This window comes from Blautia sp. KLE_1732_HM_1032, assembly GCF_025147905.1.
GTDB lineage: Bacteria > Bacillota > Clostridia > Lachnospirales > Lachnospiraceae > Blautia_A > Blautia_A fusiformis.
In genome coordinates this window covers 1,425,001-1,439,667 of the sequence record NZ_CP102266.1, presented here as the reverse complement: position 1 = coordinate 1,439,667, position 14,667 = coordinate 1,425,001, and the positions used below count along the sequence as shown (strand labels likewise).

The following is a 14,667-nucleotide window of genomic DNA, read 5'->3' as shown; positions in this document are numbered from 1 at the left end:
CTTTGCTTTGCTTCTTTCCTACAGGCTCTCTTTGGTATATAATAGAAAATATTTTTCAGAAAAGGATGTGACTATATGAAGCTTTCCCTGTTTTCCACGCTGCGAGGATATCGGAAGGAATACCTTCCCAAAGATATTTTCTCCGGCATCATCATAGCAGCTGTTTCCATCCCTATCTCCATGGGATATGCCCAGATTTCCGGGATCCCGGCGGTATACGGACTATACGGTTCTGTTCTGCCGATCCTTTTGTTTGCTCTATTTTCCACTTCAAGACAGTTTATCTTCGGAGTTGATGCGGCACCTGCTGCCATTGTAGGTGGTGCACTGTCTACTCTGGGCATTGCTGCAGAGTCAGAAGCTGCCATGGATTATGTTCCTGCCATCGCACTTTTTGCAGGTCTGTGGCTGTTTATCTTCTTTCTGCTTCACGCAGATAAGATCGTGGACTTTATCTCCACACCTGTTATGGGCGGTTTTATCAGCGGTATCGCAGTTACCATCATCCTGATGCAGATCCCGAAACTTATGGGAAGTCCTGCAGGATCCGGAGAGCTCCTGGAACTGGCAGAGCATATCTTTGCTGCTGCCAAAAATATCAGCTGGCTTTCCCTCTTCATGGGGCTTGGTGCTCTGGTGCTGATCCGCACATTTAAAAAGCTGGCGCCGAAATTCCCCATGGCTATCGTTATTATGGCTCTGGGTGTTCTTTCCACCATTATTTTTCATGTAGACGAAAAAGGCGTAGTCCTCCTGCAGTCTGTAGAACGTGGGCTTCCCTCCCTGGTGATCCCGGATTTCGGAAATGTTGATCTGACCCAGGCGGCAGGCCGCGGTCTTATGGTTGCTGTTGTCATTATGGCAGAAACTCTTCTTGCAGAGAATACCTTTGCGTTCCGCAATGATTATAAGCTGAACGACCGTCAGGAAATCCTGGCCTGTGCCGCCGGAAATATTGCTGCCGCCGCAGTAGGCTGCTGCCCAGTAAACGGCAGTATCTCCCGCACCTCCCTCAATGAACAGTACGGTGGAAAATCTCAGGCGGTTTCCATCACTGCCGGGATCACCATGGCTCTGATCCTTCTTTTCGGCACCGGTTTTATCGGATATCTTCCGGTTCCTGTACTGACAGCCATTGTGATCTCTGCTTTGATGGATGTGGTGGAAACCCATCTGGCTGTACGTCTTTTCAAAGTAAGCCGCACAGAATTCTACATCTTCATGGCTGCCGGTTTCAGTGTGCTCTGTCTTGGAACCATTTATGGGGTTATCATTGGTATCCTGCTCTCTTTCGTAGCTGTGATCCTGAAGGCCACCAACCCGCCGCGCTCCTTCCGTGGTATGATCCCTGGAAGAGATGCTTATTTTGATCTGTCCAAAAACCGTTTCGCCTACCCTATTAAGGGCGTTGTGATCTACCGTTTCAGTGAAAACCTGTTTTTTGCAAATATAAAGATTTTTCAGGAAGATATTGAGAACAGCATCCGAAAAGACACCAGGGTAGTGATCGTAGATGCCAGTGCTATCAACAGCATTGATATCACAGCAGCAGACCGTCTGGATGCCATCTCCGCAAGCCTGAAAAAACGTGGGATCCGTTTTTACCTCACAGAGCATTCCACCCAGATCAATGACCAGCTGCGTCAGTTCGGCATCGGTCATATGATCAAGGACGGTATGGTCCGCCGTACCATTCTTGCTGCTCTGCATGACGCAGGGATCGAAGCCCCTTATGAACTGGATGTTCCAAAGGAAGACGAGACAAAGCTTCTGCGCCGCAGTATCGCTTTTCTTCCGGCAGAGGAAGAAAATACCCTGGAAGAGTTCGCCTGGGCTTTTGGTGATGATGCAGTAAAAGAGATCGAAGAATCTGTCCATCACATTATTGAACAGCTGCATCAGATCCCGGATATCCAACGTCTCTCCGAAGAAGGTCTGGAAGAGCTTCTGGATAACTGGCATGGGCTGGGTGTTCTGGATGAGGATGAACTGCTTCGAAGAATTGAATTACATATGGATGAGCTGCCTGAGGAATTAACTTCCGACCGGAAACTGATCCTTCATCTTCTAGAAAAGCGCCGTGGCAAGCTGAAAGAAAAAATCCTTGCCGAGCATCCGGAAGTCCTAGAACGGCTGGAACAGCGCCGGAAAAAGCTGGAAGCACGGCTGGAAAAGCAGAATCCGGAAGCTGTTCAGAAATGGAAGCACTGGAAGGAAGAGCATCTCAAAGACTGATTTCTGCATACATCCCCTTTCCAGGTCCATGATCAGATTGCAGGGTTTCCTGCATATTTCTCACAGATATTGATAAAATCCTGCATCACGGCAGAAGGCCTGCGATCCTTTTTCCAGGCAAGAAGGATCCTGGTCTTCAGCTTCTCTTCTTCAATGATGCGGATCGGAAGATCTGTACAGAGATCTTCCATGGATCTTGGAAAAACGGCGGTTGCAAGACCTTCCTGCACCCAGAGCATGGCGTCTCTGGGATCATCGCAGACACAGAAAATATCCGGCTGGAGATTTTTTTCTCCAAAGGCTTTCATCAGAAATTCTTCGTACCGCCGGTAAATAATGAGAGGGCATCCAGTCAGCTCTTTAAGGCTGATGCCCTCTTTTTTTGTCTCATTTTCCGGGATCTCCGGAGGAAGGACCGCGATCATGGGTTCCTCATCCAGTTCCAGATAATTTAAACCTTCCAGCTTGATAGGTGTACGCACTACCGAAACATCAATGATCCCATCCATCAGATAATTCAGAAGTGTAAAGGTGATCGCATCCCTTACCTCAAAGTTTACATCACAATTTTCCCTGGAAAATCTGGAAATATAAGGCATAATGGTGGTCACTGTGGTTGGCGTGATCCCGATACGTAAAACCTGTTTTTTCCCTGCTTTGGATACTTCCAGTTCTGTGGAACGAACGTAGCTCAAAATGTTCTCTGTCCTGTCATAAAGAAGCTTTCCGGCTTCTGTCAGTGTCACGCCTGCCCTGGTCCGCTCAAAAAGCTTCACCTTCAGCTCTGCTTCCAGCTGCTTGATCTGATAGCTCAGCGGCGGCTGGGACATGTTCAGTCTCCTTGCGGCTTCATTGATGCTTCCTGTTGCTGCGATCTCATGAAAATATTCCAGCTGTCTGATTTCCATATATAAATCCTTCTTTCTTTATCTGGTATATAACACAGGCAAAACCCATCTACTGCTTATTGCTTTTCGCTATCCCACAAAGTACTTTCTTAATTCGGTTAAGAAATACTATATCTGCAATACTTTGTAAATACTATGAATATCTTTCCCACACAATTATCCGAAAAACCATACTTCTATCATCCCACAGATTTCCGTCCCAGGCAATAGCAAAATTATATTATCATACATTAAAAACAATATTATACGTATTATCTCCATAGGAGTATAATAACAGAGGTTTATTATAGAAAAATAAGGAAACGGAGGAAGAAAAAGAAATGCGAACACTTGCAAAATATCTTCAAAACTACAAAAAAGAAAGCGTTCTGGCTCCTTTTTTCAAGTTTCTGGAAGTTGTATTTGATCTGCTGGTGCCTGTCGTCATCGCCCAGATCATCGATGTGGGAATTGCAAATAATGACCACGGCTATATCGTTCAGAAGTTTTTTATCCTGATACTGATGGCTGCTGCAGGACTTGCAGTCAGCATTACTGCACAGTTTTTTGCTGCAAAAGCCAGCGTAGGCTTTGCCGCAGAAGTGCGTCAGGCTGTATTTGACCATATCCAGAAGCTTTCCTATACGGAGCTGGACACCCTTGGCACTGACACGCTGATCACCCGTCTTACAGACGATGTCAATCAGGTACAGAACGGAGTAAACATGGGACTCCGTCTTCTTCTTCGAAGCCCGTTTATTGTTCTAGGCTCTATGGTAATGGCTTTTACCATCAATGTGCGCTGTGCACTGATCTTCGCAGTTGCCATTCCGGTACTGTTCCTGGTTGTCTTTGTGATCATGTTTTTAAGTATCCCGCTTTTCAAAAAAGTACAGGGACGTCTGGATTCCGTCACCCGTCTTACCAGAGAAAACCTGACCGGTGTCCGTGTGATCCGTGCATTTTGCCGTGAAGCTGATGCCGTTGCGGAGTTTGACGAAAGCAATCTTGCACTTACCAGACTGAACGAATTTGTCGGAAAAATCTCTGCACTTTTAAATCCTGCAACTTATGTACTGATCAATATCGCAACAGTAATCCTGATCCGGACTGCAGGTGTACAAGTAAACCTCGGAAACATGCAGCAGGGTGAAATAGTTGCTCTTTACAACTATATGGCACAGATGATCGTAGAACTGGTCAAGCTTGCGTCCCTGATCATCACCCTGAATAAATCCATGGCCTGTGCGGATCGCATTGCCGGAATCCTGAAGGTCGATTCCACCATGACTTACCCGGACAAAGCTTCCTTACCGACTGCGGAAAACAGTGACTATGCAGTTGCCTTTGACCATGTAAGTTTCTCCTATGCAGGAACCGGCGCACCTAGCCTTTCTGATATCACTTTTTCCGCAAAAAAAGGCTCTACGATCGGAATCATCGGCGGTACCGGAAGCGGTAAATCCACTCTTGTGGATCTGATCGCCCGTTTCTACGACGCAACCTCCGGAGTCATTACCCTCGACGGTCAGAATGTACAGACCTATTCCAGGCAGGAACTCAGGGAAAAAATCGGCGTAGTTCCTCAAAAAGCAGCACTTTTCCAGGGAACCATCCGCGATAACTTAAGCTGGGGACGGGAAGATGCCACGGACGAAGAAATGTGGGAAGCACTTACCACCGCTCAGGCTCGTGAAATCGTAGAGAAAAAGGACGGTCAGCTGGATTTCCGTCTGGAACAGAACGGCCGGAATCTTTCCGGTGGCCAGCGTCAGAGACTTACCATTGCCCGCGCCCTTGTGAAAAAGCCAGAAATCCTGATCCTGGATGACAGTGCCAGTGCTCTTGACTTTGCCACAGATGCGGCACTTCGGAAATCCCTTCACCAGCTTGGTGGAAAAACAACCACCTTCCTGGTATCCCAGAGAGCCGCCAGCATCCGCCAGGCCGATCTGATCCTGGTACTGGATGACGGTCAGCTTTCCGGAAAAGGAACCCATCAGGAGCTGATCTCTACCTGTGAAACCTACCGTGAGATCTTTTTCTCACAGTTCCCGGAAGAGCGTACCAAATATGAAAAAGCGACTGGAAAGGAGGTCCTGGCATGAGTAAAACAGATACAACCGCCAAAAACAGCATGGCAACCTTCTTCAAGGTACTACGTTTCATTGGAAAATACCGTTTTCTTCTCGTATTAAGTGTGATCCTAGCAGCAGTCACTGTAATTTTGCAGCTGTATGTTCCCGTACTTTTTGGTTATGCCATTGATGAGGTCGTTGCTGCCCACGAAGTTGATTTTACAAGAATGGGATTCTATCTTTCCCGTATTCTTGTCATGATCGTATTTTCCGGCATTGCCACCTGGATCATGAGTGTCATCAACAACCGTATGACCTACCGCACAGTACAGGATATCCGTGCAAGATCCATCCGCCATATCCAGAAGCTTCCTCTGTCCTACCTGGACGGACACAGCACCGGTGATATCATCAGCCGTGTCATCGCAGATACGGATATTCTTTCCGATGGTATGCTCCTTGGATTTACACAGCTGTTTTCCGGTGTCATCACCATCATCGGAACCCTGCTCTTCATGTTCTCCAAAAATGTGTGGATCACTCTGATGATCATTGTCCTGACACCTGTAAGCTTTTTTGTGGCGAAATTCATCTCCTCCCATTCCTTCCAGATGTTCCGTGCGCAGAGTGATGCCCGTGGACGTCAGACTGCACTGATTGAGGAAATGATCGGAAATCAAAAAGTGGTTCAGGCCTTTGGTTACGAAAATCGTTCTTCCGAACGTTTTGCTGCGATCAATGAAGAACTCCGTGATGCCAGCCAGAAGGCTGTTTTTTACAGTAGCCTCACCAACCCGTCCACACGATGTGTCAACAACATCATTTACGCAGGTGTAGCTCTTGCAGGTGCCTTTCTGATCCCGGGCGGTCATCTGACTGTCGGTGGACTTTCCGTACTGCTGGCTTATGCAAACCAGTATATGAAGCCCTTCAACGATATCAGCTCCGTGATCACAGAGCTTCAGAACGCTCTGGCCTGCGCTACCAGGATCTTTGATCTTCTGGAGGAAGAGCCGGAAAGCCCGGATCCATCCGGAACTCTTGTCGATGTAAAAGGTGCAGTGGATATCCGGAATGTTTCCTTCCGCTACGAAGCGAACAAACCTCTCATTAAAAACTTTAATCTTCATACAGAACCAGGCAGACGTATTGCCATCGTAGGCCCTACCGGTTGTGGCAAGACAACTTTTATCAACTTGCTGATGCGGTTCTATGACGTCACCGGTGGAAGTATTTCCGTAGACGGAACCCCCATCACCGATATTTCCAGACATGCCCTCCGCGGAAGCTATGGCATGGTTCTCCAGGATACCTGGATCAAGCATGGAACTGTCCGGGACAACATTTGTATCGGAAAGCCGGATTCTTCTGATGAGGACGTGATCCAGGCAGCTAAAATGTCCCACAGCTGGGAATTTATCCGCCGTCTTCCAAATGGCCTGGATACCATTCTTTATGAAGACAGCTTAAGCCAGGGACAAAAGCAGCTTCTCTGCATCACCCGTGTCATGCTGTGTCTGCCGCCGATGCTGATCCTTGACGAGGCAACCTCCAGTATTGATACCCGAACAGAAATGCTGATCCAGGAGGCCTTTGACCGGATGATGCAGGGACGAACAAGCTTTATCGTTGCACACCGTCTTTCTACCATCCGCAATGCAGATGAGATTCTTGTCATGAAAGACGGAAGCATCATCGAACAGGGAAGCCATGAAGAGCTTATGGCAAAAGGCGGATTCTATCAGAATCTTTATAACAGCCAGTTTGTGAAGGTTTCTGAATAATATAAGCTGATTTTAACCGAATCAGGCAACTGGCTAAATGCGGATTGCAAATATCCGCCTGACTTAAAATTCTCCGGAACACAGATTTTCTGTACCGGAGAATTTTTTTATACTGTATCAATGATATAAAAAAAATAAACATCTCCATATGATATCTATTTTGATATCCAGGATGATGTCTATTTTTATAAAACTATATTCAGCTCTTTTTATATTTTGTCCGAAGAAGCCATTTCTGATCGATCACTTTCAGCTCTTCTCCAAAACGGATGTGAAGCCTTACAGAACCCGGAAGCTGCTCTACATGCTCAATATTTCCGGTTCCGAATTTCGGATGACTGACATCCTCTCCGATCTCATAGCGTACAATACTGTTCTGAGTATTCCTGTGCTGCTGCTCTCTTCTGTAAGTATCCCGCACCGTTACAGTACGGTCATGGATCGGGCTTCGGAGTTTTTTCTCATAGTTGTGTTTCATTAGAGCTTCCCCTGCCTTATAATATGGCGTTGGTGCCGCACCAGTCAAGGAACAGCAGTATTTCCAGGCACTTCCGTGGGTTCCGTGCTGCCACTGATACTCTGAGGGAATGTGAAAATTATACTGCATATAGTGAGCATATTCATGTTTGTAAAGATCCAGTCGGTCTTCTTTTTTCAGAGGATTTTTTACCGCATAGCCGATAAACAGCAGAGAAAAATGGAAATGCTCTTTTTCGTGGCAGCTGCCTCTTGTATAAGATCCCAACAGATCCGGCTCCATGCCAAAAGTTATAGGGATCTTTGCTCCGTTAAGATGAAATTTTTTATCGAATTCTGCATAGAGACTTCGGATCTGAGCTGTAAGTATTGGAATTTCTTTCTGCAGGGCCTGTGAAAGTGTCTGATCGATCATTGTATCTGCAACTCCTTATCGTCACCTTTTGCAAATTTATAAAATGAACAATCGCTACTATATCATTTTTCGAAAAAAATGTAAACACCTGAAAAAAATTACTGATCCAGTTCTTTCCTCACATCCGGGAACATTTCCACACAACGTTTCAGGATTCCCTGCATGTAGGCAATGGCAATTCCGTAATTGGTGATAGGAATCTCCTGATCCAATGCACATTTCTGACGGTAACGCATTTCTCTCTCATTAAGCATACATCCGCCACAATGCACGATCAGACTGTACTTCGTCACATCCTCCGGGAAATCTCTTCCGGAGGAATACTCAAATTCCAGCTTTTTCCCCGTATAATTACGGATCCAGCGTGGAAGCTTGACTGTTCCGATATCATCACACTGCCTGTGGTGGGTACATCCCTCTGAGATCAGGATCTTGTCACCGTCTTTCAGCCGGTCCAGTGCTGCTGCCCCAGCTGCCGCTGTCTTTAGATTTCCTTTAAATCTGGCAAACAGAATAGAGAATGAAGTAAGCCAGATGTCTTCTGGAGTTTCTTCACTGACTCTGGCAAAGACCTGGCTGTCTGTGATCACAAGCTTTGGTTTTTTCCCCAGGGTTTCCAGTGTATTGGAAAGCTCATCCTCTTTAATCACGATGGCTGCTGCTCCGGCTTCCAGCACATCACGGATCGTCTGCTGCTGCGGAAGGATCAGACGCCCTTTTGGTGCAGCTTTATCTATGGGAACTACAAGAATCGCAAAATCTGATGGTTCAAGGAGATCCCCTACCAGACGCAATTTCAGTTCATCCGTTACTGCCAGCGAAGCGATCTTTTCTTTCAATTCGTAGATATTCTGACCGGTGGCGGCGCTGGCATAAATAGATTGCTCTGTGTTCTGGTTTTCATGATCCTGTTTCTGGCTGACACTGCTCTCTTTGACCGCACCCACATGGGTATTCCGGTTTAAGTTATTATCTGAAGAAAGCCGGTTCCCATCTTTTGTTTTCAGCAGATCTGCCTTGTTATAAACAACCAGATATGGAATCTCCTTCTCTTTAAAAATATGGATCAATTCTTCATCCACTCTGGTTTTTCCCACAGTGGCATCTACTACAAGAACTGCTACATCCACTCTGTTCAACACCTGTTTCGCCTTGCGGACGCGAAGTTCTCCAAGATGTCCTTCATCATCAATACCTGGTGTATCTATGATTACCACCGGGCCCATAGGAAGTAGTTCCATGGCCTTACTTACCGGATCTGTAGTAGTTCCCTTTACATCGGATACCACAGCCAGCTCCTGGCCTGTCACCTTATTTACAATACTGGATTTTCCTGCATTTCTTCTGCCAAAAAAACCGATATGTACACGGTCTGCTGACGGTGTTTCATTCATTCCCATAATTTATCCTCTTTTCTTTCAGCATCAGACAGGTCCTCATCCATTCCTGTTCCTATCAACCTGCTTCTTTTTGATTTTTCAAAAGCCGGACATTCCTTCCACTCTTATATCATAGTGTAGTCTCCTACGTAGATATGGCTGTCATCTACCAGTGTCAGGTTAAAGTTGGCATAGACATTTTTTCCAAAATGGACATAAGTCCCTGCCATATTTTAAGGATCTGTTCCCGTCTTTTTATGGAAGAAAGTTCTTTTTCCTGTTTTTTCATTGTTTTATCCCTCTTTCTGTCTAATAAAACGGATATCCGCATTCCACTTTGCGATTTATTCATAGATATATTAACCAGATAATTATGTTTAATTAAACACTATTTTCTTTATTATATCATGAACAAAACATAAACAAACATTTTTATTTTGTTATTTATGTGCTATTTTATATACAGAAACACCGATACTCATCTTTTGCAGAAAGGATCTCGAATATGAAACCATTATCTTCATTTAAGCCACAGGCTGTTTTCAGCGATATTGACGGCACTTTACTAACCTCAGAACATGTGGTATCTCCGCTGACCAGTTCCGCCATTCATACTTTGACAGATCAGGGCGTTCTGTTTACTATTTCTTCAGCACGAAGCCCTTCCGGCATCCGTCCTATTATTAAAAAAAATGATTTCCATTGTTGTACCATTGCATTCAGTGGTGCACTAATCCTGGATGAAGATCAAAATATCCTTTACGAAAAAGGAATAAGCATTTCCGACGCTTCCAAAATCATTGATGTGATCGAAAAAAAATGTCCTCACGTGACCTGGAATGTTTTTACCTCAGAAGACTGGATCGTAAAAGACCGGACAGACCCTCATGTGATCCATGAAGAAACGATTGTGGAAACTACCTCTATAGAGAGATCCCTTCAGTCTCTCTCAGATACGCTTATGGTAGATAAAATCCTGTGTATGTGCGATTCTGAATATATGTCACCGTCAGAAACACTTCTTCGCAAATATTTTCCGGAATTATCTATTGCAAGATCTTCCGATTCTCTTCTGGAGATCATGGCTGGCGGCATAAACAAAGCGGAAGCTGTAAAATATCTTTGTGATCTTCGAAAAATCCCTCTTACCAGTACTATTGCATTCGGAGATAATTATAATGATCTGGAAATGCTGGAGGCAGTAGGATGTGGAGTTTTGATGGGAAATGCACCTTCTGAACTGCAAAAACATTTCTCTTTTGTAACAAAGAGTAATGATCAGGACGGGATTTTTCAGGCCTTTAAAGAATTGGGAGTTCTGAATTAAAGAATATTTATAACAAATAGAAAGTCTCTTCCAGAAGATAATTTTTTATCTGTACCTATGAAAGAGACTTTCTGTATTTCAGTAGATATTATTTATTTCAGTGCCGTTCCGGCTTTAAAAGCATCGCCGACTTTTTCGCCAAGACGGATATATGCATTGTTGAACGGATCAAAAGTGATCGGTGCTGCTTTTGCAACATCTACGTTTCCATTTTCATCCAGAACGCTCTCATCCACGCTGACATTTACGATCTCACCGATCAGCCGACAGGTGTCTTTGTCATAGCTTTTCAACTTACATTCTATACAGATTGGAAGCTCTTTGATAATAGGTGCATCTACTTTTTCAGATTTTTCTGCTGTAAATCCGGCTTTTACAAATTTATCCGGCTCTTTGTTTCCGGAAACAATTCCTACATAGTCGCAGGCTGTCATATGCTCCACATCTGCCATACTTACTGTAAAAGCGCCTTTTTTCAGGATATTTTCAGTTGTTTTATGATTTTCACTGACACAGATGGAAATTTCCTTATCATCGCTGATTCCTCCCCAGGCTGCATTCATAACATCCGGTTTTCCATCCTCACCATATGTAGCGATCATTAATACCGGCTGTGGATAAGTGTAAGGCTTTGCTCCGAAATCTTTTCTCATGATCTTTCACTCCTTTATTGTATTGCCGTTACTTTTTATAAATTGACGTACAAGCTGCAGACCTCCCAGCGGAACACAGAATTTATCTCTGTGCTGACTGCATTGCTGATACGTTTCTTCCAGATCAAACCACTGTACCTCTTCTACTTCTTCCTTTTGAAGTGTAAGATGATCGATCTCTACCGGGTGATCGTAAATATAAACAAAAGCGATTTCTTCATCCCGGAATATTTTTCCATGAAATTCTCTGGCAAAAGATATGGGGAATTTTCCTGCAAACTGCAGATCAGCTGATTCTGCATGGATTCCCAGTTCTTCTTCCAGTTCCCGTAATGCCGATTCCATTGGTTCATCTCCCGCCTGTATGTGACCTGCAGATGAAGTATCAAATTTTCCAGGAAAGGAGTCCTTGTTTCTGGATCTTTTCTGAAGAAGGATCTCTGTTTTTTCATTCCTCCGACGGATGATCCAGATATGAGCAGTACGATGAGGGATTCCTTCTGCGTGAGCAATACTCCGTTCTACGATCTTTCCAGTGGGATTTCCGTTTTCATCTATGATATCAAATAATTCCATTTTTCTGCTTCTTTCTCATAAATTATTCTTTCTTAACCAAACCAATTTCATTCTAGCATGATTTCGAAATAGTTTCCAGTCTGTTATCAGAAAACATTCTATAGGGGATTACTTGATTCGGTCAAATATTACGATATATATAACGGATATTTATACAAACATATAAAAAGTGCCTGTAAACAATTCCTTGTTTACAGGCATAAAAAAACTCCCCCTGTTGGACTCGAACCAACGACACTGCGGTTAACAGCCGCATGCTCTACCGACTGAGCTAAGGAGGATTACTTAAATATTTAATTAAGGTTTGTACCTTAAAAACTACATACATGCTTGTTGATCGTTAATCAAACTCTTTGAATCAATTCTAACCTGCGTACCGATACTCCAGCGGTGGTCATCTCACGACTCCGTCGTTCGATGTCATTTGCTTCGCAAATGTTCAGTCTGTACCATAAATGGTTCTCCACAAACAAGCTTGTTCCGCCCCATTTCTGTTACATCCTGCCCGCTTCCTCGGCTGGTTGGTCAAGCCCTCACCCGATTAGTAACAGTCAGCTCCATGTGTTACCACACTTCCACCTCTGCCCTATCTACCTCGTCGTCTTCAAGGGGGTTTACTTCACTAAGAATGGGATATCTCATCTTGAGGGGGCTTCACGCTTAGATGCCTTCAGCGTTTATCCCTTCCGGACTTGGCTACCCGGCCATGGCTTTGGCAAGCCAACCGGTCCACCAGCGGTCCGTCCATCCCGGTCCTCTCGTACTAAGGACAGCTCCTCTCAGATATCCTACGCCCACGCCGGATAGGGACCGAACTGTCTCACGACGTTCTGAACCCAGCTCGCGTACCGCTTTAATGGGCGAACAGCCCAACCCTTGGGACCTACTACAGCCCCAGGATGCGATGAGCCGACATCGAGGTGCCAAACCACTCCGTCGATGTGAACTCTTGGGAGTGATAAGCCTGTTATCCCCAGGGTAGCTTTTATCCGTTGAGCGATGGCATTCCCACTTAATACCACCGGATCACTAAGCCCTACTTTCGTACCTGCTCCACCCGTCGGTGTCGCAGTCAAGCTCCCTTCTGCCTTTGCACTCTTCGAATGGTTTCCGTCCATTCTGAGGGAACCTTTGGGCGCCTCCGATACCCTTTCGGAGGCGACCGCCCCAGTCAAACTCCCCGCCTGGCATTGTCCCACCGCCGGATTACGGCGGCTGGTTAGAAGCCCAATATCACAAGGGTGGTATCCCAACAGCGGCTCCGCGGCAACTGACGTTACCGTTTCTCAGCCTCCCACCTATCCTGTACATGCAACACCGGACCCCAGTGCCAAACTGGAGTAAAGCTCCATGGGGTCTTTCCGTCCTGGCGCGGGTAGCCAGCATCTTCACTGGCACTTCAATTTCACCGGATGTATTGCCGAGACAGCGCTCAAATCATTACGCCTTTCGTGCGGGTCGGAACTTACCCGACAAGGAATTTCGCTACCTTAGGACCGTTATAGTTACGGCCGCCGTTTACTGGGGCTTAAATTCAAAGCTTCGACTTACGTCTAACCTCTCCTCTTAACCTTCCAGCACCGGGCAGGCGTCAGCCCATATACCTCACCTTTCGGTTTCGCATAGACCTGTGTTTTTGCTAAACAGTTGCTTGAGCCTATTCTCTGCGGCCTGCTCTCGCAGGCACCCCTTCTCCCTAAGTTACGGGGCCATTTTGCCGAGTTCCTTGGCAATACTTCTTCCGCCGGCCTTAGGATTCTCTCCTCATCCACCTGTGTCGGTTTACGGTACGGGTACAATATGAACGATAGCGGCTTTTCTTGACGCATGGCTCACGGGCTTCGTTACTAAAATTCACTCCACATCACGTCTTCCCATTGCATGGCGGATTTTCCTACCATACTGGTACCTCGCTTGTACCGGGCTTTCCATTCCCGGCTCCCGCTCTCCTTACGTGTCCCCACAGTTCTGTCATACTGCAGTACAGGAATATCAACCTGTTGTCCATCGGCTACGGCTCTCGCCCTCACCTTAGGTCCCGACTCACCCAGGGCAGATCAGCTTTACCCTGGAAACCTTGGATATTCGGCCTAGAGGATTCCCACCTCTATCTCGCTACTCATTCCGGCATTCTCTCTTCCATGCAGTCCACAGCTCCTTCCGGTACTGCTTCTTCCCGCATGCAATGCTCCTCTACCAATCTTTTCAGATTCCTTAGTTTCGGTGGCGCGTTTCAGCCCCGGACATTTTCGGCGCAGGACCTCTCGACCAGTGAGCTATTACGCACTCTTTGAATGTATGGCTGCTTCTGAGCCAACATCCTGGTTGTCTTCGAAATCCCACATCCTTTTCCACTTAACGCGCACTTTGGGACCTTAACTGTAGGTCTGGGCTCTTTCCCTTTTGACCGCCCAACTTATCTCGTGCAGTCTGACTCCCGGTGATATCTACACGGCATTCGGAGTTTGATATTCTTCGGTAGGCTTTGACGCCCCCTAGGAAATTCAGTGCTCTACCTCCGCAAGACTCACACCGAGGCTAGCCCTAAAGCTATTTCGAGGAGAACCAGCTATCTCCGGGTTCGATTGGAATTTCTCCCCTATCCACACCTCATCCCCACCCTTTTCAACGGATGTGGGTTCGGTCCTCCACTACCTCTTACGGCAGCTTCAACCTGGACATGGATAGATCACCCGGTTTCGGGTCTACTCCTACTGACTCTGGCCCTATTAAGACTTGGTTTCCCTACGGCTCCACACCTGAAGTGCTTAACCTTGCCAGTAAGCGTAACTCGCCGGACCGTTCTACAAAAAGTACGCGGTCGTACATATAAAGTACTTCCACAGCTTGTAGACA

9 protein-coding genes, 1 tRNA gene, 1 rRNA gene and 1 pseudogene (1 of these 12 only partly in view) are annotated in these 14,667 nt (G+C 46.0%); 4 read left to right on the top strand and 8 right to left on the bottom strand.

Annotation, left to right across the window (positions count from 1 at the left end):
* Positions 1 to 75: 75 nt before the first annotated feature.
* Entirely contained in the window at positions 76 to 2,235 is a 2,160-nt protein-coding gene (locus NQ489_RS06845; RefSeq protein ID WP_021652962.1) for a SulP family inorganic anion transporter, read from the top strand.
* A gap of 32 nt (positions 2,236 to 2,267) precedes the next feature.
* Here NQ489_RS06845 and NQ489_RS06840 read toward each other — a convergent pair whose 3' ends face one another.
* Entirely contained in the window at positions 2,268 to 3,143 is an 876-nt protein-coding gene (locus NQ489_RS06840) for a LysR family transcriptional regulator (RefSeq protein ID WP_021652963.1), read from the bottom strand.
* Positions 3,144 to 3,463: 320 nt separating this feature from the next.
* On the opposite strand from NQ489_RS06840, the gene NQ489_RS06835 reads away from it, so the two are divergent.
* On the top strand, positions 3,464 to 5,230 hold the full coding sequence (locus NQ489_RS06835) for an ABC transporter ATP-binding protein (protein ID WP_021652965.1): 1,767 nt from the start codon (positions 3,464 to 3,466) through the stop codon (positions 5,228 to 5,230).
* On the top strand, positions 5,227 to 6,984 hold the full coding sequence (locus NQ489_RS06830; protein WP_021652966.1) for an ABC transporter ATP-binding protein: 1,758 nt from the start codon (positions 5,227 to 5,229) through the stop codon (positions 6,982 to 6,984). Before NQ489_RS06835 ends, NQ489_RS06830 begins: the two co-directional genes overlap by 4 nt.
* 199 nt (positions 6,985 to 7,183) lie before the next feature.
* Here the strand turns inward: NQ489_RS06830 and NQ489_RS06825 are convergent, their stop codons facing one another.
* The 3 genes and pseudogenes from NQ489_RS06825 to NQ489_RS17815 all read right to left on the bottom strand — a co-directional run.
* Positions 7,184 to 7,876: a hypothetical protein gene (locus tag NQ489_RS06825; protein ID WP_021652967.1), complete on the bottom strand. Its 693-nt coding sequence runs from the start codon at positions 7,874 to 7,876 to the stop codon at positions 7,184 to 7,186.
* 98 nt (positions 7,877 to 7,974) lie between these two features.
* Positions 7,975 to 9,276, bottom strand: a complete 1,302-nt coding sequence (gene hydF, locus NQ489_RS06820; protein ID WP_021652968.1) for a [FeFe] hydrogenase H-cluster maturation GTPase HydF — start codon at positions 9,274 to 9,276, stop codon at positions 7,975 to 7,977.
* Between the two features lie 107 nt (positions 9,277 to 9,383).
* Positions 9,384 to 9,488: pseudogene (locus tag NQ489_RS17815) on the bottom strand (sugar O-acetyltransferase); the annotation flags it as partial.
* Positions 9,489 to 9,760: 272 nt separating this feature from the next.
* On the opposite strand from NQ489_RS17815, the gene NQ489_RS06810 reads away from it, so the two are divergent.
* Complete coding sequence (locus NQ489_RS06810; RefSeq protein ID WP_021652970.1) at positions 9,761 to 10,582, top strand: Cof-type HAD-IIB family hydrolase; 822 nt, start codon at positions 9,761 to 9,763, stop codon at positions 10,580 to 10,582.
* Between the two features lie 92 nt (positions 10,583 to 10,674).
* On the opposite strand, the gene NQ489_RS06805 is transcribed toward NQ489_RS06810, so the two are convergent.
* The 4 genes from NQ489_RS06805 to NQ489_RS06790 all read right to left on the bottom strand — a co-directional run.
* The gene (locus tag NQ489_RS06805; RefSeq protein ID WP_015526817.1) at positions 10,675 to 11,235 is read right to left on the bottom strand and encodes a flavin reductase family protein; all 561 of its coding nucleotides are present in this window, start codon (positions 11,233 to 11,235) and stop codon (positions 10,675 to 10,677) included.
* A gap of 6 nt (positions 11,236 to 11,241) precedes the next feature.
* A complete protein-coding gene (locus NQ489_RS06800) occupies positions 11,242 to 11,811 on the bottom strand; it encodes an NUDIX hydrolase (protein WP_021652971.1) in 570 nt (189 codons plus the stop codon).
* A gap of 208 nt (positions 11,812 to 12,019) precedes the next feature.
* A tRNA-Asn gene (locus tag NQ489_RS06795) sits at positions 12,020 to 12,092 on the bottom strand.
* Between the two features lie 240 nt (positions 12,093 to 12,332).
* Positions 12,333 to 14,667 (bottom strand): 23S ribosomal RNA (locus tag NQ489_RS06790); it runs 552 nt beyond the window's last position.